Source organism: Massilia eburnea (genome assembly GCF_050709955.1).
GTDB lineage: Bacteria > Pseudomonadota > Gammaproteobacteria > Burkholderiales > Burkholderiaceae_D > Rugamonas > Rugamonas eburnea_A.
Genome location: NZ_JBNZFX010000036.1, coordinates 1 through 19,013 on the forward strand (window position 1 = coordinate 1; position 19,013 = coordinate 19,013).

Annotated in this window: 18 protein-coding genes and 1 pseudogene; 7 read left to right on the forward strand and 12 right to left on the reverse strand. The window is 59.4% G+C overall.

The genetic code is table 11. The annotated features are described in order from the left end of the window. Positions 1-179: 179 nt before the first annotated feature. The gene (locus tag ACQ4MM_RS22195; RefSeq protein ID WP_431479396.1) at positions 180-782 is read left to right on the forward strand and encodes an SDR family oxidoreductase; all 603 of its coding nucleotides are present in this window, start codon (positions 180-182) and stop codon (positions 780-782) included. Between the two features lie 68 nt (positions 783-850). Here ACQ4MM_RS22195 and ACQ4MM_RS22200 read toward each other — a convergent pair whose 3' ends face one another. The 5 genes from ACQ4MM_RS22200 to ACQ4MM_RS22220 form a co-directional block, all read right to left on the reverse strand. Further along, entirely contained in the window at positions 851-1,825 is a 975-nt protein-coding gene (locus ACQ4MM_RS22200) for a PDR/VanB family oxidoreductase (protein WP_431479397.1), read from the reverse strand. Continuing rightward, on the reverse strand, positions 1,825-2,943 hold the full coding sequence (locus ACQ4MM_RS22205) for a pyridoxal phosphate-dependent aminotransferase (RefSeq protein WP_431479398.1): 1,119 nt from the start codon (positions 2,941-2,943) through the stop codon (positions 1,825-1,827). The genes ACQ4MM_RS22200 and ACQ4MM_RS22205 overlap by 1 nt, the downstream gene beginning before the upstream one ends. Beyond that, positions 2,933-3,835: a hypothetical protein gene (locus tag ACQ4MM_RS22210; protein WP_431479399.1), complete on the reverse strand. Its 903-nt coding sequence runs from the start codon at positions 3,833-3,835 to the stop codon at positions 2,933-2,935. The genes ACQ4MM_RS22205 and ACQ4MM_RS22210 overlap by 11 nt, the downstream gene beginning before the upstream one ends. Positions 3,836-3,908: 73 nt before the next feature. Next, the gene (locus ACQ4MM_RS22215) at positions 3,909-5,219 is read right to left on the reverse strand and encodes an NAD(P)/FAD-dependent oxidoreductase (RefSeq protein WP_431479400.1); all 1,311 of its coding nucleotides are present in this window, start codon (positions 5,217-5,219) and stop codon (positions 3,909-3,911) included. Between the two features lie 36 nt (positions 5,220-5,255). Next, positions 5,256-6,122 carry a hypothetical protein gene (locus ACQ4MM_RS22220; RefSeq protein WP_431479401.1) on the reverse strand — a complete coding sequence of 289 codons (867 nt, stop codon included), beginning with the start codon at positions 6,120-6,122 and terminating at the stop codon, positions 5,256-5,258. A 251-nt stretch (positions 6,123-6,373) separates the two neighbouring features. Between ACQ4MM_RS22220 and ACQ4MM_RS22225 the strand changes: the two genes are divergently transcribed. Both ACQ4MM_RS22225 and ACQ4MM_RS22230 read left to right on the forward strand, forming a co-directional pair. Further along, the gene (locus ACQ4MM_RS22225) at positions 6,374-7,357 is read left to right on the forward strand and encodes a M28 family peptidase (RefSeq protein WP_431479402.1); all 984 of its coding nucleotides are present in this window, start codon (positions 6,374-6,376) and stop codon (positions 7,355-7,357) included. 567 nt (positions 7,358-7,924) lie between these two features. Beyond that, positions 7,925-8,149, forward strand: a complete 225-nt coding sequence (locus tag ACQ4MM_RS22230; protein WP_431479549.1) for a GNAT family N-acetyltransferase — start codon at positions 7,925-7,927, stop codon at positions 8,147-8,149. Between the two features lie 178 nt (positions 8,150-8,327). Here ACQ4MM_RS22230 and ACQ4MM_RS22235 read toward each other — a convergent pair whose 3' ends face one another. The 6 genes and pseudogenes from ACQ4MM_RS22235 to ACQ4MM_RS22260 all read right to left on the reverse strand — a co-directional run bounded on the left by ACQ4MM_RS22235 (position 8,328) and on the right by ACQ4MM_RS22260 (position 15,037). Continuing rightward, the gene (locus ACQ4MM_RS22235) at positions 8,328-8,591 is read right to left on the reverse strand and encodes a PAAR domain-containing protein (protein WP_431479403.1); all 264 of its coding nucleotides are present in this window, start codon (positions 8,589-8,591) and stop codon (positions 8,328-8,330) included. A 23-nt stretch (positions 8,592-8,614) separates the two neighbouring features. Further along, positions 8,615-10,093, reverse strand: a complete 1,479-nt coding sequence (locus ACQ4MM_RS22240) for a virulence factor (RefSeq protein ID WP_431479404.1) — start codon at positions 10,091-10,093, stop codon at positions 8,615-8,617. Continuing rightward, on the reverse strand, positions 10,090-12,264 hold the full coding sequence (locus ACQ4MM_RS22245) for a T6SS effector phospholipase Tle3 domain-containing protein (RefSeq protein WP_431479405.1): 2,175 nt from the start codon (positions 12,262-12,264) through the stop codon (positions 10,090-10,092). Before ACQ4MM_RS22245 ends, ACQ4MM_RS22240 begins: the two co-directional genes overlap by 4 nt. A 33-nt stretch (positions 12,265-12,297) precedes the next feature. Continuing rightward, positions 12,298-13,098 (reverse strand): DUF2345 domain-containing protein, encoded by an 801-nt coding sequence (locus tag ACQ4MM_RS22250; protein ID WP_431479406.1) that lies wholly within the window; start codon positions 13,096-13,098, stop codon positions 12,298-12,300. 15 nt (positions 13,099-13,113) lie between these two features. Continuing rightward, positions 13,114-13,212 (reverse strand): annotated as a pseudogene (locus ACQ4MM_RS22255) (hypothetical protein); the annotation flags it as partial. 34 nt (positions 13,213-13,246) lie between these two features. Beyond that, entirely contained in the window at positions 13,247-15,037 is a 1,791-nt protein-coding gene (locus ACQ4MM_RS22260) for a type VI secretion system Vgr family protein (RefSeq protein ID WP_431479407.1), read from the reverse strand. A gap of 377 nt (positions 15,038-15,414) precedes the next feature. Here ACQ4MM_RS22260 and ACQ4MM_RS22265 point away from each other — a divergent pair, with 377 nt between their 5' ends. The 4 genes from ACQ4MM_RS22265 to ACQ4MM_RS22280 all read left to right on the forward strand — a co-directional run bounded on the left by ACQ4MM_RS22265 (position 15,415) and on the right by ACQ4MM_RS22280 (position 18,548). Then, positions 15,415-16,065: a TetR/AcrR family transcriptional regulator gene (locus ACQ4MM_RS22265; RefSeq protein WP_431479408.1), complete on the forward strand. Its 651-nt coding sequence runs from the start codon at positions 15,415-15,417 to the stop codon at positions 16,063-16,065. A 144-nt stretch (positions 16,066-16,209) separates the two neighbouring features. Then, positions 16,210-16,863: a protein-L-isoaspartate O-methyltransferase family protein gene (locus ACQ4MM_RS22270; RefSeq protein WP_431479409.1), complete on the forward strand. Its 654-nt coding sequence runs from the start codon at positions 16,210-16,212 to the stop codon at positions 16,861-16,863. A 10-nt stretch (positions 16,864-16,873) separates the two neighbouring features. Then, positions 16,874-17,197: a rhodanese-like domain-containing protein gene (locus ACQ4MM_RS22275; protein ID WP_431479410.1), complete on the forward strand. Its 324-nt coding sequence runs from the start codon at positions 16,874-16,876 to the stop codon at positions 17,195-17,197. Positions 17,198-17,240: 43 nt separating this feature from the next. Beyond that, positions 17,241-18,548: a TolC family outer membrane protein gene (locus tag ACQ4MM_RS22280; RefSeq protein WP_431479411.1), complete on the forward strand. Its 1,308-nt coding sequence runs from the start codon at positions 17,241-17,243 to the stop codon at positions 18,546-18,548. A 46-nt stretch (positions 18,549-18,594) separates the two neighbouring features. Here ACQ4MM_RS22280 and gloA read toward each other — a convergent pair whose 3' ends face one another. Continuing rightward, positions 18,595-19,005, reverse strand: a complete 411-nt coding sequence (gloA, locus tag ACQ4MM_RS22285) for a lactoylglutathione lyase (protein WP_431479412.1) — start codon at positions 19,003-19,005, stop codon at positions 18,595-18,597. Positions 19,006-19,013: the final 8 nt, after the last annotated feature.

The following is a 19,013-nucleotide window of genomic DNA, read 5'->3' on the forward strand; positions in this document are numbered from 1 at the left end:
CTCTTGGGGCGGCCTTTCAAGGAGAAAATGATGGGTAGACTGACTGGCAAAACCGCTCTGATCACCGGCGGCACCACTGGCATCGGCCTGGCGACCGGCCAAGCTGTTCCTGAAAGAAGGCGCGCGCGGTAGCGATCATTGGCCAGGACGCACAGCGCGTCGAAGCGGCCGGCAAGGAGTTGGGCGAAGGCGTGCTGGCGCTGCGCGCGGACGTATCGTCGGCATCGGACATGGCCGGCGTTGCCGCCAAGCTGAAGTCGGCTTTCGGCAGCCTGGACGTGGTATTCGCCAACGCCGGCATCGCCCAGCCGATGCCGTTCTCGGACGTCGATGCCAAGCACATCGACAACCAGGTCGACGTCAACTTCAAGGGCGTGATCTACACCGTGCAAAGCGTGCTGACGATGCTGAACAACCCATCGAGCGTGGTGCTGACCGGCACCACCCTGGTCGAGCAGGGCGTGGCCGGCCTGGCGGTGTACTCGGCCACCAAGGCTGCCGTGCGTTCGCTGGCGCGTACCCTGTCGACCGAACTGACCCCGCGCGGCGTACGCGTCAACGTCATCAGCCCTGGCCTGATCGAAACCCCGATCTACGGCAAGCTTGGCCTGCCGCCGGAAGCGGTGCAGGAGTGGGCCAGCCAACTGATGGCAAAAGTGCCGGCCTCGCGCTTCGGCCAGCCTGATGAAGTCGCAAAAGCCGTGCTGTTCCTGGCGAGCGACGATTCCTCTTACATGATCGGCGAGAACATCCTGTTCGACGGCGGCATGGCCACCCTGTAAGGCAAAGCGAAGCCCGCTTAGGCGGGCCTCTTGATGAAGAAAGGCGCCATATCGATATGGCGCCTTTTTCACAGGTCGAGAACCAGGGTGTGGTCCATCGAGCGTGAGCAGCAGGGCATGAACTGGTTATTGCGCGCCTTCTCTTCTTCGGTGAAATAGCAATCGCGATGTTCCGGCGTGCCCTCCAGGACGCCGGTGATGCAGGTGCCGCACACGCCTTCGTTGCAGGACAGCGGAATGGCAATGCCATGTTCGCCCAGCACGCCGGCCACCGTCTTGTCGGCGCCGACGCGGATCACCTTGCCGGTGCTGGCAATGCGCACGTCGAAAGCGCCCGGTTCGGGCAGGTCTTGTGCCGGTGCGGCGAAGTGCTCAACATGCACCTGGGCCGCTGCCCAGCCATGCGCCGCCGCGCGCTGGCGCACGTGGGCGATAAAGCCTGCCGGGCCGCAGATGTACACATGGCTATCGGCATCCGGCACCGCCAGCAGCGCATCGGCATTGAAATGCTGGTACGGTCCCTCATCGTCGATGTGCAGGCTGGTGCGGTCGGCCCACGGCGACTGGGCGACCAGGTCGAGGAAGGCGGCGTGTTCGCGCGAACGGACACAGTAGTGCAGTTCGAATTGCCGGCCTTGCGCAGCCAGCTCCGCCGCCATCGCCAGCATCGGCGTAATGCCGATGCCGCCGCCCAGCAGCAAGCTGCGTTTGGCGGGCACCAGGGCGAAGTGGTTGCGCGGCTCGCTGATGCACAGCACGTCGTCCGTGCCGACCTCCTCGTGCAGGGCGCGCGAAGCGCCGCGCGACGCCGGTTCGTTCAGGATGCCGAGCAGGTAGCGCCGGCGTTCCAGCGGCGAGCTGCAGATCGAGTACTGGCGCACCATGCCGTTCGGCGCCAGCACGTCGATGTGGGCGCCGGCGGTGAAAGGCGGCAGTTCGCCGCCGTCCAGCGCACGCAGCTCGAAGCTGGCGATGCCGAGTGCCTCTTCGCGCCGCTGCGCCACCCTGACCAGCAGCGACGGTGCCGCCATGGCGGAGTCCATCACGCCGCCTCGGCCGGCGCATAGGCCGCCAGCACTTCGGCCAGTGCCGCCACCAGCTTGTCGGCGTCTTCGCGCACGCGCACCACGCTGCGCAGGTATTGCTCGGTCGAGCCGGCCTTGTTGCTGCATTCGCGGATCACCAGTCCATACTGTTCCAGCAGGATGTCGCGCACCTGCTTGCCGGAGACGCCCTCCGGCAGTTCGCTGAACAGGAAATTGCCCTTGGATGGATAAGTCTTCAGGCCCGGCACCGTTTGCAGCTGGCGATACATATACTCTCGGTCTTCGGCGACCTTGACGAAGCTCTGCGCATAGATCTCCTTGAACTGGCCGATGTTCTTCAGCACGAAGCCGGCCAGGCCGTTCACGTTCCAGTAGGGGACCTTGGCGCGCAGGATGGCGGCGGCGCGCGTATTGGCCACCGCGTAGCCCAGGCGGATGCCATGCCAGCCGAGCGACTTGCCCATGCTCTTGACCATGATCACGTTAGGCGACTCCATCGCCAGCGCTTCCGCGCTGTCCAGGCCGGAAAACTCGATGAACGATTCGTCGATGATCAGGCTGTCGATGTCGGACAGCTCGTATGCCATCTTGCGGATGTCGTCGCTGCTGAACCATGCGCCGGTCGGGTTGTTCGGATTGCAGATGACGACTGTCCTGGCGCCGGTTTCGCGGGTGCGGGCGATCACGTCGTCGGCGCCGATCACGAAGTCGCGCGAGCGTTCACGGTGCACGAAATGAACCGGGACGTTGAACTCCGGCGGCAGGTCGGTCCAGCGTCCAAAGGTGGGCACCGAAGTCAGGATCGGACCGCTGCTGTCACGGCACAGGATGGTGATGATCTCGGTGATGCCGTTCGCCACCACGATGTTCTCGGCCGGGGTGCCGACCAGGTCGGCGACACATTGCTGGTACACCGGCGAATAGTCCGGGTAGTACTTGAGGATGTCGCCCATGTTCTGCGCGATCAGCTCCAGCATCTGCGGCGGCGGGAAGTAGGAATTGGCGGGCACGCAGAAGTCGGTCAGCTTGCCCTGGTACTTGGTGCGCGAACGGATCGCGAAGATGGACGGGTTGTGGAATCGGGTCTGGAAGATATCCAGGTTGTTAGCAGTCATAGCATCCTCCGCTGATAATCTTGAAGTCGCCCACAATCTCGACGCTCTTGCCAAAGCGCTGTGTGATGGCGTGTTTGAGGGTGTCGCCCAGGCGGTCGCTGGCGCGGTACATCACGCCCAGCACGGTGCCGCTGTGGGCGCAGTTCACGCCGAGCGCGCCCAGCTCGCGGCTGGTGGCCAGCATTTCGTCGAACTGCGGCTTGAGGTGAATCTGCTGGCTCAGCGTCGCGCTGGCGGTCGCCGCGTCCGCCACGGCGAGCGGATCGGCATGGCGCAACCCGCGCTTCAGCTTGGCCAGCGCGTCCTTCAGGTAAGGCTGGTTCTGGCGGTAGATGGCGCGCGCCCTCTTGCGGTCGAAGCCGATGGTGTCGATCTCGCCGCCGCAATCGACCACCAGCACATTCAGGTCGGCCGGCGCCGGCATGGAGTCGAGCAGGCGGCCGGTCAGGTGGTTGACTTCCGCGATGCCGGGGAAGTGGACGCAGTCGGACGGCTCGATCTCGGTGACCAGGCGCGCGAACAGCTGGGCGTCCAGGCGCACTTCGGCGCTGCGGAACACGGCTTCCAGGGCGGCGGTGATGTCGGCCGAACTGGATGCCATGCCTTTGCCGCGCGGGATGTCGCTATGGATGGCGACCTTGTGGCCGAGACGGAAGGCGTATTCGTGCGCGGCCAGGGAGATGGTGTCGCGGATCTTGGTGAAGCGGTTCAGGTCCGACAGGTGCAGGCCGTCTTCGTGTTCTTCGACGGTGGCGTAGGAAAACAGGTTGACCGGGCAGTTGACCAGGAAATCCTGTTCGTCGATGGCGCCTTGCATCAGTTCACCGCAGGTGCCAGGCGCTTTAAGGCGCAATGCGGATGCTGCGTCAACGCCAATGGATGTCGCTTGCATGATGGTTTCCTTCTGGTAGGTACAACAGATGCGCGCCGGCGGGTGGGCCGGCGCGACAGGAGGGGATCGGGAATTAAGCTGCGGCCTTCACTTCCTGGTACAGGTTGGCGAAGTAGTCCAGCGACTCGGGGTCGTAGTTCTTGATGAAGTCAGGCAGCGCACGGGTTTCGCCATCGAGCGCGATCGCGTTCGAGAACGGGATGGTGTCGCCGACCTGGCCCATGAAATGGTCGACCTTGGCCTGGTCGGCCTGGATCGCATGGAAGAATTCCAGGTGTTCGCGGGTGTACGGGTTGCACTCGGCGCCGTCGCACACGAAGCCCCAGTAGTCCTCGTAGTCGGCCAGGCGTGCCTCGTGGTACTGCGCCATCGCTTCCTCGAATGGGACTTCGTTCTTCAGCACGCGGTCCAGGTAGCCCGTTACCAGTTCGGCGTCGCGCAGCGAGTGCGTGATGCCCATCGCGGTCCACTGGTCCTTGAAGCTGCAGGCGTCGCCCACCAGCACCCAGCCCTTGCCATAGGTCTGGCGGTGATACGCCACCATGCGACCCATGGCCTTGAAATCCTCCACGCGCTTGCCCTTGGCGACGATGTCTGCCACTTCCGGCGCCACATAGCGGTAGGTCTTGTGGAAGTTCGCTTCCGGATCCTTGCTGAAGTCACTCCACCATGCGGTCGGGCCGTACACCAGCACCAGGTGGCGGTCTTCCATGGTCGGGAAGATGGCGGTGCCGAAGCGGCCGCGCTTGTGGATGCACAGTTCGGGCTTGTCGATGCCGCTGAAGTAGCCGTAGTAGGCGAAAGTCGATTTCTCGCGCACCACGGTTTTCTCGGCGCCGACCATGCCGGCAAATTGCGACATGCGGCCATCGGCCCCGACCACCACGCGGGCACGCGCCAACAGGGCGCCGTTCGGGCCGTTGCCGCGCACGCCGACCACCTGGCCTTCTTCGACGATCAGCGACTGGACGGTGGTGGCTTCGCGCACGTCGACGCCGGAAGCACGCGCTTCATCCAGCAGGACCTTGTCCAGGTAGAAGCGGCGCGGGCCGGAATAGTAGTCGACCACGCCGTCGTCATTGCCGTGCAGCTTGATGAAGCGGTCCTTGACCGCCTGCACCGGCACGCCGCCATGCAGGCTGATGCCCTCGATCGAGACTTCCAGCTGCTTGAAGCTGGGAGTCTGCTCCAGCACCTTGCCCGCCACGCCGAGGCGGTTCAGGTAGGACATGCCGCGCGGCCAGATGAAGTGGGTCGAGTTGGTGTCGCGCGGGAAGGTGTCGCGCTCGACCATCAGTACTTTATATCCTTTGCGGGCCAGCCAGGTGGCGGTGGGCGCGCCGGACACGCTGCCGCCCACGACGATTGCGTCGAACTGTTCCATGGTGATTCCTCAGTAAGTGAAATTAGCTAGCAGGATTCAGCTGGCTTTGCGATAGCTGAAGGCTTCGAACGACACGCGGTAGGTCTTGGTGTGCTCGTTAAAACGGGTGCAGTACTGGGTTGGATACCAGCCATCGGTTTGTACTGCTGCTGGCTGCTTGACCGGCAGGCAGTCGTCCGGTTTGGAGTCCAGGTAGTCCTTGCTCATCATCGGCTCGTAGAAGGTGATGCGGCCGTCGAAAGTGCCAAGGATGAAGGTATTGGTGAAGGTGCCGCCGTTGAATTCCGGCGCGGTGGAATCGGCGTAGTGGTTGCCCATGTGCGCATACACCAGGTTGGTGTTGAACATATCGGCGTGGACGTACTGAGGCGCAACCGGATTCTTGGCCTTGGCCTCGACGGCGCAATTGGTCAGGCCCGGGCAGTCGCCGGTAAATACGGCCAGGCGTTCGGTGTCGGGAATGGTGTAGAAGTGGAAGTCGAAGTGCGGGCGGTCATACACCTGGTCCGGCACGTGGCCATGCGCTTCCCAGTTGATGGTGATGTTCTTGAACTGGCTTGGGTTGGGATCGAAGTACAGGGTGCGCGAATGGCCGCCGACGCACTCATCGTGATCATCGATCTTGTCGTCGCGGTTCAGGTCCAGGCAGGTCTTGCCGTCGTTGAGCGGATGATGCGGCAGGTTCTTCAGGGTCGACTCGTGGAATTCCACGCCGACCGCTTCCGGCTTGCCTTTAGGGCTGATCTTGGTGTACGCCGTGAAGCGGCCGTTGCCCATCGAAGCGCTGTCGCCGTAGCGCATGCCTGGCTTGTATTTGACGGGTGCTTCGTCGTCTTCGTGTGCTTGCACGTTCAGGGTGGCTGCGAGCAGGGCAAGCGCGATGGCGGTAGGTTTGAGTTTCATGTGTCGATCCTGTTTTGGTCTGTTGGTCACTGGCCACGACCTGGTCGCGGCATCGTTTTTTGAAATCGAGGTTATGGTGACAAAACAGGATCGCGACCACCATAGCCCACCCGGGCTAGTAGTTGTGCTACGAATGGTTGCAAATTAAAAGAATGTGCGAGTCGTCCTATCAACGTAAGAATTGTCTGATGAGAAGATGGAAGTTGGCACGTGGCATACTGCGTCCTCTGATTTGACGACAAGGAACAGGAATGGATTTTTCGCAGTCGCCCGCGCGCAAGCCCCGCCGCTTCTATGCAGCATTGGCAGTCATCATTGCGGGAATTCTGATGCTGGCTGCCTTGGTTTGCCAGCCCTTGGTCACAGCGGTGCCATCGACGCCACCACCGGTCGATCCAGCCAAGCTCGAGGCGCATGTCAAAAAACTGTCCGTCGATTTTTATCCGCGCTCATTCGAGCAGCCGGCAAAACTGGAGCAAACAGCGGAATACATCACAGAGCAATTCAAGAAAGCTGGCGCGCAGGTATCCATCCAGGAAGTGGTGGTCGAAGGTGAGCGCTACAAGAATGTCGTCGCGCGCTTCGGGCCTGAGAGTGGGCGCCTGCTGGTGATTGGTGCACATTACGACAGCCACGGCGCCACGCGAGGAGCCGACGACAACGCCAGCGGCATTGCGGGCTTGCTGGAGTTGGCGTACTTGCTGGGCCAATCCGGACCCGCGCGCCCGGTCGAATTGGTGGCGTATACCCTCGAAGAGCCGCCACACTTCCGCTCACCCCATATGGGCAGTGTTTGGCATGCCCGCGCGTTGAAGGCGGCGGGGCGTGAGGTGGAGTTGATGCTGTCACTGGAGATGATCGGCTATTTCAGCGACAGCCCAGGTAGCCAGGCCTACCCGCTGGCTGCGCTGAAACTTGGCTATCCGGATCGTGGCAATTTCATCGCGCTGGTCGGGCAGTTCGGCGATTTCGGCGTAAGCCGTTCGGTAAAGGCTGCAATGTCGGGCGCGTCGGAGTTGCCGGTCTATTCGCTCAACGCGCCCAGCATGGTGCAAGGGGTCGATTTCTCCGACCATCGCAGCTATTGGGCGCAGGGTTATCCGGCGCTGATGGTGACCGATACCGCATTCATGCGTAATCCGAACTATCACCGCGCCGGCGATACGTTTGACAAGCTCGATTACAAACGCATGGCGATGGTGGTGCAGGCTGTCTACGCTGTGGCAAAAAACTAGCAGGCCCCAATAAGGCGTCTGCTTACTTTGACTGATGCGTCTTCCACGCTGCATACACGGTTACGGTCGATGCGCGACGAAGGGCATTCTCGAGGTGCGACCTCTCGCAGGAAGAAACCACAATCGCGCGAAACTATCTGGTCACAATCTGGAAGGGGCCAGGGGGATAGAGACCCAAATGAAAAGTGACTTAGCGTACGGAAAATTTTGCGCATGGGGAGGTATCGTCTATTTAACACTACTGATAAGACCGAAATTTTTGTATTGAAATTCGGTCCCTTTGCGCGATGGCCAATCAAGACAGACGAAACGCATTCAATGAAGCGATCATGGTGGAGAAGGGTATCTGGCTCGCCTCACACGAGGGTGTCGGACCTGCAATCGAATATATGCATGGATGCGGGATTTCGAACGACGTTGTGTTACGAGTGCTGACAGGCCCTGAGTTTCAGCGTAACAGTGCAGACCGGCGAAAGTGCGGTCGTCATTGATTGGGGATCTGTAAAGTGTCAGTTGGGCGGCCGCTTCCGCACCCCATAACGGGCAATTGCCTCGGTTGATTCGGACATTGGCGAGCTTTGGAAGCTCTACGTGGCACCTGGGCACAAAGGCCGAGGTGTTGGCACTGCTTTAGTTAACAAGGTCATTGAGCTATTGAGAGAAGGCGGTTTCGATGAGCTTCTCGTAGAAATGACTGAACAAAGTCATCCTTTTTGGGAAAAGTTTGTCAGTGGCCGCACCTTCACTCAGACGGATTACAACAAAATCACTATCCCCATCTCGCCGATTTAACGGTCCATGCATGGGTCCATTTCATCCGAATGGGCCCTGCGATAGGGATAGATTCCTTTCGTTTTCTGGGACTTAGCCCAGCATTCTTTGCAAAAGACTGTACGAGAAACCGTAGCCATTTCACAATGGATCACATGACCCAACATGCAAATCGATGGTAGGGAACGCATTGGCATCGTTATCCGCGTGTACTCTTCGGGGCGGTGGTGATGAGGGTCGCTCCGCAACTGGTCTTGTGACCGTCGAATGCCACAGGGATGCCATTGATCAGCACCTTGGGGTCTCCTTCAACGATTACGCAAATTCCATGACCAGGCACAGGGCAAGTGCAGCTGTCACCCTTACGGGCGACGGCTATACCGAGGACTTTGGAGCTAGCCGATGCGCTGATGACGATTCCACCATGGCTCGTGGGGTCGTTCAGGCGAATTACGCCGTGCATGTGTATTCCTTACGCATCCTGTCTCAATCGGAATAGCCTTGCGGCTCGCGTCCTGCATCATGGCGCAGCCCCCACCATGGCAGGAACGCGCTGCCGCCACCACGAGCACGGAACCACGGCAAGTCTGGATCGATCGGCCTTACCTTTGCGGGTGGACTCACCACGACTGCCGTTGGCTGTTCGGCGTTGGTGGTGCCTGCCACCAGCACATTCTTGCCTAGGTGATTGGCGTAGGCGATGCCAAGCGCAACGTTGGTCAGCGCTGTGCCGGCCCCCATCTCGCCCAACAGGGCTGGTGTATTGAAGGTTTGCTTCTTGAAATCGAAGTCCACTAACTCGGTGGTCAACGTTTGCGCCAAAGCGCCGATACGTTCAGACGAAGCAGCATGCGTGTTGTTGGCATCGTGGATGACGTAGCCGATGTCGCTGTCCTGCTTGCCGGCATTGCTTGCAGCGTTTTCTACAGCGGCCTTCCATGCCTGGATTTGGCGGGGCGGCTGCCCCTTCCGTGCTTCGAAGTCCTGCACTTTTTTGGTAGACGGATAGCCGATCCAGGCCAGCGGCGCACGCTCCGTATTGTAGTTCGGGCCGGCGAGCACCAGCAGCACCATGTTCTCGTTGATCTGCGCGTCTTTTGGTGGGAAGGTAGGTGCATCCCAATTCATTACCCATACGGTCTCGTTTGGGTGTGCTTGTAAGTAGTCGAGGCCGGCTGCCAACGATGCGAAGCCGGCGTTTGCACCGCCCATTGTTACGCGCACATCGGGTAATGTGGAACGACTCCACGCTTCCGGAAAGTTGGGGTTGCCGATTGAGAACGTCCTACGAATCTCATCTTGCGTAAAACGTGCCGCCGCAGTCGGGTCCAAACGTCCTTCAGGCAAAGCATATTCGATATGGATACCCGCCAGCTCGCGCCATGTTTTCTTGTCTTTCAACGAATGCGCGTTATAGAAATACGTGGAACTGGAAAAGTAAACGTCGTGAAAATGTACGGTCAGGGCACTTACATACTTTTCGTGATATCCCTCAAAGCTCTCCCTGCCGTTGTTGCCACTCGCAATAATTCCAATTGCCTGAAGCTTTGAGTACTTCATTGGTTTCAATTTGACCATGTCATCGTCTTTGTTAGGCTGAACTAGCCCTAGCGTCCAAAGCAATTGCCATTCCGTCGGGTAGTCGCGTCGCTGCAGAGGATTCAGCCATTGCAGTCCGACTACTTGGGCCTGAAACGGCTTAACTGCCTCGGGACTCGTTGGCGCCGCAACGGTAGTCGTGGTTTGTGCGGATGCCGGGGCAGCGAAGCTAAGCAGAGCCAACACGCCGGCCGCGAACATAGAAGGTAGGAGCAGGAAGCGATTCATAATTTCACGATCCGTTAGCAAGTGTGGTGACGTTTGATTTGAGGTCTTAGTAACGATAAACGCTACGAAGACTGCGAAAGCGAATGCGAGGAAAGCAAAGGCAAACCGGCGCGGCCTCGTCTCAATTAGGAAGTTCATTGCGCCCCCTTAGGAACTTTGGCAAAAAAGCCCCGTTGATTAACAATCTTGACTGGCATTTTTCCTTCTGGCGTTTCGTTCGCCCACTTGTTTACTGGCTGCTCTCTAAACAGTCCGGATTTGAAATATTCTTCGAACACTTTATTGGGATCGTTCTTGCCTAGCCCTGCCAGGAATCGCCAATCTGCAGCCATTCTCAAGTCATTAAAATCTTCGTCCTTAATGAAGCATGCGCCAACAGCGACGTCGTACGCTAGCGCCTTTTGCGCGTGCATGCCATTTGTCATGATTGTCGAGTGGTCTGTCGCATGAGTATCAATGCTCTTAGCTAGGTTTTCTTTGATCTTCTTATTTCGCCAAACATTGTATTCTGCACTTGCGGTCGTTGGTTTGTCCTCTTCCGTCACTTGCTGTCCATTCGCATACATTCCCTCACGTTTCGCTTCCATTCGCAGCATGGCGTGATGTTCATAGCGCAGGCTGGCCTCCGAAGCTGCGTTGCCTTCTGCAGCATCATTGCGTCTCCGCGCTGCGCTCTCGGCGCCACCTCGAGGAATAGTTCGGTCTCCGGAATAGGGATCATCTGCATCGCGGACACGTTCTTTATCACGTGACTCGCCTGGTGCGTCGTATCCTTGATCAAAATCGGCACATTTTTGACCGAAGCGTATTACTTCCGGTAAGAAGGATTCGGGTAAGTTCGGCGCAGTGAGCGGGGTTTTCCAGTCTTTGGGTGGATCGCCATTGATACGCGTGCGCGCTGCGGTCGTTGCCACAATCATCACCGGCGCACTTACGATCGTCATCACCTTTCCGAAGATGTTTGTGTTTGCGGCCAAACCCTTAGAGAGGGAATACTTTGCAACAGGTGAAGGCGGATGCCAGAATTCCTTGAGGTTGCGATCCTTCATTGCCTGTGCAAAACCGTATTGGCCTTGCTCACCAACTTTGAAGCCTTGCGCGAAGACGCGCTGACTGAAAACGCCATGGCCATTTGTGGCATTGATTTCCTGCTGACTCAAACCTCGCCAACCGATGCCTTGGATTGTGGAGGACGAGATGACCTGGTCATGCGGGTTGAAATACAGCGTCACACGGCCAAGCGTGGAGAGCTTGTCGCCATAGCCATGCTTATTACGGTCGCTGCGCGCATCGAAGCCGTACGATTCGTTCTTCATCAGTTCATCGATAGTGGCGGCCGGTTGTTCGAAAGCCGATTGCTTGCGGATGATGTCGAAGAATGCGGCGAGCGTCTTGTAGCGCGCTTCGCCGCTGGTGCGGCCATTACGGCCCTCCGGATCTTCCATGCCCCGCTCGGCCCAAGTTTGAGTCGCGTTCTTTTGCAGCAGGCTGTACGGAGGGTTGCACAATACATAGGTATCGGCTACACAGTTGCCGGTCTTGCCGGTTGCATCGGTTACCGGGTCGAGGCGGTCACCGAGAAATGCTGCGGCAATACCAATCATATTGCCCTGACTATGGCAGACGATGGTGATTGGTGTATCGGCTTGCTTTTTACGAATCGATTCAACCAATTTCGCCAAACGCAATGCCGCCAGTACGTAATAGGGCCGTGGCGGGCAGGAATAGACCACACGGTCGTTGGTCGGATTCATGTGCTGGACATGCAGCCACAAAAACAAAGTGTCATCGATGCCATCGCCCCACAAATCGGGAAGAGAGGTGCAGCCATTAGCGAAAGGACCACCGCCCCAATAATTCTCCTCGTTCAGGTAGATTTGGTCGCCAAATAGCTGCAACTCCTTGCTGCTTGCCTTGTAGCCCCAGCGGAAATGAATTACAGGTGAGAAGCTGCCTGTACTGTCAACAAACGAGTTTGGATTCATCTCGGGATTGATAAACCCATCCGGCGTGAGCTCCTCCATGTATTTGGCTGGAGTCAATTGGCCACCCTCTGGCGTGGCATGAACAATCTGCCCCTTGTTGCGTTTGAGGCGGTCGTTCAGGCCGTTGCAGATGCCTTCTTCCGTTTGCGTATACCACTCGCCATCGGAGTTCACTCCGTGGACGAAGATGGTGATACCCGGCAGCGGCATCTGTGCGATGACGTCGAGGTGTTTCGGATCGACCAGGCAGACGCCACTCTTGGCGCCGACAATCAGGTTACATGGGTCTTCGAACGGACTATCGAAGGTTAATGGCTTCGTCATTGATGCGATTTCCAGGCGAATACAGAGAGCGCTTTATTTGCGCGGACGATAGAAAATGGCCTTGATCTGCTGCAGGCGGTCGGTGACGATCTTTTCTCCTGTGCCGGCGCCATCGCTGACGCCTGCCATCGGGCTGTCGCCTGCGCGTTCGACGTGCAACTGCATGCCTTCCACCGGCTTGCCGTCGGTTGCACGCAGCAGGCGCGGTACGCGGCCAAAGTCGCCCGATTCGAACTTCGGCAGCTCCGTCGCCGCGCTGGCCGGGCCGTTCCAGTGGTGGCCATCGGTCTTCACCGTGAGCGGACCCGGGCCGCCGATCTCGGCGTTGCCGCCTTTCAGCGTGAGGTAGGCACCGCCGCTCACCATTAGGGTTACTTCGTCTTCGGCCATGATGATCAGGCGCTTGGCGGCGGTGACCTTGATGTCCTTGGCGGAATTGAACTGCATATCATCGAGTTGGCTTTGCAGTAGGAACTTCCCCTTGTGCGCCACCTGGGTAATGCCGTCCATATGCGAGAACAGCGATATACCCTTGCCCGCATTGAGGTTGAAGCGCTGGCCGCTGGTGAACTGCATGTGCTGCTGGGCCACCGTGTCGACGTTCACTCCGGCATAGCTGACCATGGTTTTCGGCGTACTGAGTGCGATGCCGGCCGGGGCTGTCATGCTGAGCGTCGGCTTGCCGCCGTCACGCTGGCGGTCGGTATTGCTGCCGCCGGCGGCAGCATCCACGTGATCCTTGAGTTCTGCTTGCGGTTCCGCATCCAGCGCCAGGCCCTGGTGTTCGGCGGCGTATTGGCCAAGTGACTTGAACAGGTCCAGGCAGTCCTGCATCAGGGCCAGATGCTCGTCGCTGCTAAGCTGGTTGCCGCAGGCGTCCAGCCGCTTCCAGGCCGAAATCAGCAGGGATTTGGCAGTACGAATCGCGCCGCTGTCGTTGGTGGCCAGCTCGAAGCCTTCGCCGCGCGGGTCGCCCTCACCGTCACAGCGCGGGGTGCGTCAGGAAACCGAGGTTCAGTTGGCTGGATCCATGCTCGCTGGCCAGTTGGGCGCTGATCTGGCCGGGCGTATCATCCATGCGCAGCTGGTTATAACGCTGCGCCTTGACTTCCTTACTCTTGATTCCGGACAGGTACTTGTCACCAGTTAGCCGGCTACGATGACTGAACGACGGCGGAATTGTCTTGCCGCCGTGTACGCGGCCAATAATGAGCGGCTTGTCAGGGTCACCGCCAAGGAAGACGCAGATGACTTCATCGCCCGCGCGCGGCAGGGATATCGCACCATACTGGGCGCTCGCCCAGCCGCTGGCCACGCGTACCCAGGCTGAATCGCGCTCGCTGTCGGAGGCTCCTGCACCGCTTGCGTGTTCATGATCCTCATCGCGGCAGCCGGCAAAGCGGACCTTGACGCGCCCCAGAGCATCGCAATGGATTTCCTCGTTGACGGGACCGACCACGGTAACGCTTTGCGCCTCGGTACGCGGCAAGTCGATGCGTGGGTCGTAGCGTGGCACGATCGGAATGCCGCGCCGCACGCAAGTGAAGCGGTTGGTATAGCGCACGCCGCGTTCGGCGCTGGCCTGCTCCAGGCCGTTGCTGTCATTGCGCCAGTGGTTGAGCGCAAACAGCCGACGCACGCGATCATCAAAAGCCTTAGGAAGGTTGTTTTCGGCCTCCACGCGCAGTTCAGTAATGATGAACTCCCGCTCTTCTTCCGAATGGGAGTCGAGCTCCGGGTGGCCGCTGACGCGGTTCCACTGACCGACGCACATATTACGGTCGCTGCCCTCGCCTTGGAAGAACTTTGACTCGTATTCGTGCCGCTGCATGCGCAACGTGCCCAGACTGCGGTAGTCAGCATCATTGTCCCCGGCATGCGGCACATCAACTAGGTAGTCATCGAGGCCGGCGGCGAACTGGTTGCCTAATTTTCCCTGGTCTACCTCGTTGAGGTTCTGGCTGCCCATGGACCAGGCCTGCGCATAATCCCAGCTGCGGCGGCTGACGCTGCCTGGCATCAGTTGCCGTACGGCGTGCCAAGTCGTAATGGTATCGCGCCGCTCGGTGCCATCATCGCGGTGGAAGCGAATGGTGCCGGCCGCGTTCTCTGCCAGTGACATCGCATCATCAAACAGAACCAGCGTGTGAGCCGGCGCGTCGCCACTGCCTTGTTCACTGGATGCGCCGGGGCGGATAAACCAGGCAATGCCGCGACGCTTCCAGAGGCGTCGCAGAAAGTCGGCGTTCGATTCGTTGTACTGCATGGTGAATTCGCGCGCCGGGTAAGTCTTCAGTTGTCCCAGGTCGAACTGGAATGCGCGGGCCACAACGGGGTTAGCTTCGCGCCACTCGCGCAAGATCGTGTTGGTGATATCGATTTCGCTGGCGTTGCGGAAGACGCGCGTATTGCTGGTTTTATCGAGCAGGGACAGCGCGTCGCGCACGATCAATTGGTAGGTGGCCAGGCCGCCATCGCCCTGTCCTTCAATAGCCGAGGCGACGATACCGCACACAGAACGCATGCCACCGGTGTCGGTTACGAACTGCAGTTCAACAGGATTTGCCATGAACTGCTTGAGCGGTAAGCCGGCTTCAGGCGAAACGCAAAGCAGGCTGTATTCGATGCCACCGCAGATGGTTTCCACACCGCTGACGTGCTTGACCAGCAATTTGTCATCGGCGCTGCCTTCTCCTCGGAACAGGCGCAGGCGGATCGGACGATTGGCTTCGGTGAGTCCTGTCAAGTCAAGGCCGGGGAGACGTGGGGCCATGCGGTGCACTCCTGAAAATCGGAAATTTCGGAGGCGAAATTATATTTTATTTAACACTTCATTGATGCACGATTGACATTTTTTACATTGTCAGAGCGCACCAGAGTCAATCAGTGCTGAAGCTGGGAAGCGGGGGAGTCTCACTGGCGAAAGGGTTCGCTATGCCTCGGCTAGTGGGACAAATACATCGATCGTGCGATGGTTCTTGTTTCAAGCTCTGGAGTCGCGTGCAAGTTTATGTGGCGCAGCATGCAAACATATCTGGCGCGAATGCAAGCATATCTGTCGTCCGTAGGCCTGAAACTTGACGTCCAGCAGGCGGGGAATTAAGATAAATGACTCACGAGTAAGTTACCCGGAACCAACTTTTATTTAGTATGCAAGCCCCGACTGATACCAAGCCCCGCTGGGAGCGGCGCAAGGACGCGCGTCCGCAGGAACTGCTGGCGGCCGCGCTGGAGCTGTTCGTCGACCGTGGATTTGCCGCCACCCGCCTGGAAGACGTGGCGCGCGCTGCCGGCGTCTCCAAGGGCACGCTCTACCTGTATTTCGACAACAAGCAGGAACTGTTCAAGGCCGTGGTGCGCGAAACCATCGTGCAAACCATCGGCCAGGCGGAGAGCGATGCGGCCGCCGCGCGCGATACGCCAAGCGACGAATTGCTGCGCCAGATGCTGCGCCGCTGGTGGACCCAGGTCGGCGCCACCAAGGCCGCCGGCCTGACCAAGCTGATGATGGCCGAATCCGGCAATTTCCCCGAACTGGCCGCGTTCTATAACGAAGAAGTCATCGAACGCGGCAGCGCTTTGCTGACCCGCATCCTCGAACGCGGCGTGACCCGCGGCGAGTTCCGCCCGCTCGACCCGGTGATGATGACCAACGTCCTGATCGCCCCGGTGCTGACGCTGATGATGTGGAAGCACAGCTTCTTCCCCTGCGAGACCCACGAAGGCATCGATGCCGACACCTTCATGGAAACCTTCCTCGGCCTGGTACAGCAGGGGCTGGCCCCGCAAAAATCAGCTTAAATTGCCGATTTTGGTCGTTCACCCCCCCCAAATCTGCAGACTGTCGCAATTTCCCGCGATCCGTTGTCTTAATCGTTAATATGCCCACCTGACCAGACAAACGATAAAATGACGGATTATTTATCCCTCACCGAGTCAACAAAGATGAATATCGAACAAGCCCGTTTCAATATGATCGAACAGCAAATCCGCCCTTGGGATGTGCTGGATACGGACATCCTCGATCTCTTGCTGGTCGTAAAACGCGAGAATTTCGTGCCAGAAGCCTACAAGAACCTGGCTTTTGTCGACACTTTCATCCCGCTGCAGGGTGGCGAGCAAATGCTGACCCCGAAGCTGGAAGCGCGCATCGCGCAAGATGCGCAGATCAAAAAACATGAAAACGTGCTGCTGGTTGGCGCGGGCACCGGCTACCTGGCCGCCCTGCTGGCCCACCGTGCACGCCACGTTACCGCCGTCGAAATCGCCCCTGAACTGAAGGCGCTGGCGGAAAAGAACCTGACGGCAAACGGCATCTCCAATGTGACCGTGGAACTGGGCAATGGCGCCCAGGGCTGGTCCAACGGCGCGCCGTTCGACGTGATCGTGTTCTCCGGCTCGCTGCCGGTACTGCCGGAGGCAGTGCTGCAGCAAGTGAAGGTAGGCGGCCGTATCGTGGCCATCATCGGCGATTCGCCGGTGATGACCGCGCACCGCATCACCCGCACCGGCGAGCACGGCTACGACACCGTCAAACTGTTTGAAACCGATGTCAAGCCGCTCGACCTGGCGGTGAAACCTTCGGCGTTCACTTTCTAAGGGAACGCCAATGCAGCACTTAACCGCACCGGAACTGGCTGGCTGGCTGAATGATGAAAGCCGCGCCAAGCCTTTCCTGCTGGACGTGCGCGAGAACTGGGAATACGAGACCTGCCATATCGCAGGCTCGGCCCTGATGCCGATGCAGACCATCCCGGCCCGCATCGACGATCTCGACGAGGATGCAGAAATCGTCTGCATCTGCCACCACGGGGCGCGCAGCCTCAACGTGGCAGCTTTCCTCGAGCATCATGGTTTCAGCAAGGTAAGCAATCTGACAGGCGGGATTCACGCCTGGGCTGTGCAGGTAGACAGCTCAATGCCGCAGTACTAGGCACGAAAACTAATCCTTTTTGACGACTCCAACGGAGATGCAAATGCAGAAACCCCTCCTCGCCGTGCTGGTATCCAGCGCCTTGTTTTCGCTGAATGCACAGGCGGCCGACCTGGTCCAGGTGTACAAACAGGCGCTCGCCAACGACGCCACCTACGCCAGCGCCCGTGCCTCGCTGGCGGCCGGCCAGGAACGCACGGTGCAGGGGCGTTCGCAATTGCTGCCAACCGTGGGCCTCAGCGGCAGCGTCACGAAAAACAATGGTGACCAGACGGACCGCGTCAAACACACCTCGGGCGACCTGGATAACTACAATCACACGATGCAGTTGCAGTTGACCCAGCCCCTGTTCCGCTGGGCCAACTGGGAAAACTACCAGCAGAGCAAACTGTCCACCGCCGCAGCGGAAGCCGTATTTGCCCAAGCGCAGCAGGACGTGATCCTGCGCGTGTCGCAGGCTTATTTCGACGTGCTGACCGCGCAAGACAACCTTACCGCGACCCAGGCACAAAAAGCCGCCACCACCGAACAACTTGCATCGGCCAAGCGCAACTTCGAAGTAGGCACCCAGACCATCACCGACACGCACGAGGCGCAAGCGGCATATGACCTGGTGGTCGCGCAGGAATTCGCAGCCCAGAACGACCTCGAGGTGAAGCGCACAGCGTTGCAGCAGGTCATTGGCCAGGCGCCAGGTGCACTGGCGCCGCTGCGCACCGGCGTGACGATCGCCAGCCCGCAGCCGGCAACTCTGGAGCCGTGGGTATCTGCGGCGGAAGAGCAGAACTATGGCGTGACCGGCGCCAAGCTGAATGTTGAAATCGCCAAGCGTGAGATCAGCAAGCAGCGTGCAGGCCATATGCCGACACTGGACCTGGTTGCGCAGAAATCCCGCGTTTCGAATACCGGCCTTTCGCAGACCAACAACAATGCCATTGGCGTGACCTGGAGCGTACCGATCTTTAACGGCTTCGCCGTGACCAGCAAGGTGCGCGAATCGATCGCGCTGGAAGACAAGGCCCGCAACGACCTGGAAGCTTCGCGCCGCCAGGCTGCGCAGACCGCACGCCAGGCTTTCCTCGGCGTGAACAGCGGCCTGGCCCAGGTCAAGGCGCTGGAAGCAGCGGAAGTGTCGTCCAAGTCCGCGCTGGAATCGAACAAGCTGGGTTACCAGGTGGGCGTGCGTATCAACATCGACGTGCTGAATGCGCAGCGCCAGTTGTACACCACGCAGAAGGACCTGTCGAAGGCCCGTTACGACACCATCATGAATGGCCTGCGCCTGAAGTCGGCGGCCGGTTCGCTCAAGGAAGAAGACCTGGAGCCGATCAACGCCCTGCTGGACCACTAAGCATCAAAGCCGGCGCGGCGCCATCGAGGCGCCGCGCCGAATCCCATCAGCGCAGTCCGGCCCCCTGGCCCTCGAAACTGCGTTCGATCAGTTCGATCTTGTAGCCGTCCGGGTCCGTCACAAAAGCGATCACAGTAGTGCCGCCCTTGACCGGTCCCGGCTCGCGCGTGACATTGCCGCCATTGGTGCGCACTGCCTCGCAGGCGGAAACGATGTCGCTCGCGGAAATCGCGATATGGCCATAGGCATTGCCCATGTCGTATTTCTCGACGCCGTAGTTGTACGTCAGCTCCAGCTCCGCATGATCCGGGTTGTGCCCGTAGCCGAGGAAGGCCAGCGTGTACTTGTATTCGGGATTGTCGCTGGTGCGCAGAAGTTTCATGCCCAGCACCTTGGTGTAGAAGTCGATGGATCGCTGCAGGTCACCAACCCGCAGCATCGTGTGTAGGATTCGCATGACGACAT

What these genes read in the sequence shown, in the direction of transcription:
- ACQ4MM_RS22200 (WP_431479397.1), bottom strand. Translation starts at nt 1,825, where the DNA reads ATGGACTCCGCCATGGCGGCACCGTCGCTGCTGGTCAGGGTGGCGCAG.
- ACQ4MM_RS22205 (WP_431479398.1), bottom strand. Translation starts at nt 2,943, where the DNA reads ATGACTGCTAACAACCTGGATATCTTCCAGACCCGATTCCACAACCCG.
- ACQ4MM_RS22210 (WP_431479399.1), bottom strand. Translation starts at nt 3,835, where the DNA reads ATGCAAGCGACATCCATTGGCGTTGACGCAGCATCCGCATTGCGCCTT.
- ACQ4MM_RS22215 (WP_431479400.1), bottom strand. Translation starts at nt 5,219, where the DNA reads ATGGAACAGTTCGACGCAATCGTCGTGGGCGGCAGCGTGTCCGGCGCG.
- ACQ4MM_RS22220 (WP_431479401.1), bottom strand. Translation starts at nt 6,122, where the DNA reads ATGAAACTCAAACCTACCGCCATCGCGCTTGCCCTGCTCGCAGCCACC.
- ACQ4MM_RS22225 (WP_431479402.1), top strand. Translation starts at nt 6,374, where the DNA reads ATGGATTTTTCGCAGTCGCCCGCGCGCAAGCCCCGCCGCTTCTATGCA.
- ACQ4MM_RS22235 (WP_431479403.1), bottom strand. Translation starts at nt 8,591, where the DNA reads ATGCACGGCGTAATTCGCCTGAACGACCCCACGAGCCATGGTGGAATC.
- ACQ4MM_RS22240 (WP_431479404.1), bottom strand. Translation starts at nt 10,093, where the DNA reads ATGAACTTCCTAATTGAGACGAGGCCGCGCCGGTTTGCCTTTGCTTTC.
- ACQ4MM_RS22245 (WP_431479405.1), bottom strand. Translation starts at nt 12,264, where the DNA reads ATGACGAAGCCATTAACCTTCGATAGTCCGTTCGAAGACCCATGTAAC.
- ACQ4MM_RS22250 (WP_431479406.1), bottom strand. Translation starts at nt 13,098, where the DNA reads ATGCAGGACTGCCTGGACCTGTTCAAGTCACTTGGCCAATACGCCGCC.
- ACQ4MM_RS22260 (WP_431479407.1), bottom strand. Translation starts at nt 15,037, where the DNA reads ATGGCCCCACGTCTCCCCGGCCTTGACTTGACAGGACTCACCGAAGCC.
- ACQ4MM_RS22265 (WP_431479408.1), top strand. Translation starts at nt 15,415, where the DNA reads ATGCAAGCCCCGACTGATACCAAGCCCCGCTGGGAGCGGCGCAAGGAC.
- ACQ4MM_RS22270 (WP_431479409.1), top strand. Translation starts at nt 16,210, where the DNA reads ATGAATATCGAACAAGCCCGTTTCAATATGATCGAACAGCAAATCCGC.
- ACQ4MM_RS22275 (WP_431479410.1), top strand. Translation starts at nt 16,874, where the DNA reads ATGCAGCACTTAACCGCACCGGAACTGGCTGGCTGGCTGAATGATGAA.
- ACQ4MM_RS22280 (WP_431479411.1), top strand. Translation starts at nt 17,241, where the DNA reads ATGCAGAAACCCCTCCTCGCCGTGCTGGTATCCAGCGCCTTGTTTTCG.
- gloA (WP_431479412.1), bottom strand. Translation starts at nt 19,005, where the DNA reads ATGCGAATCCTACACACGATGCTGCGGGTTGGTGACCTGCAGCGATCC.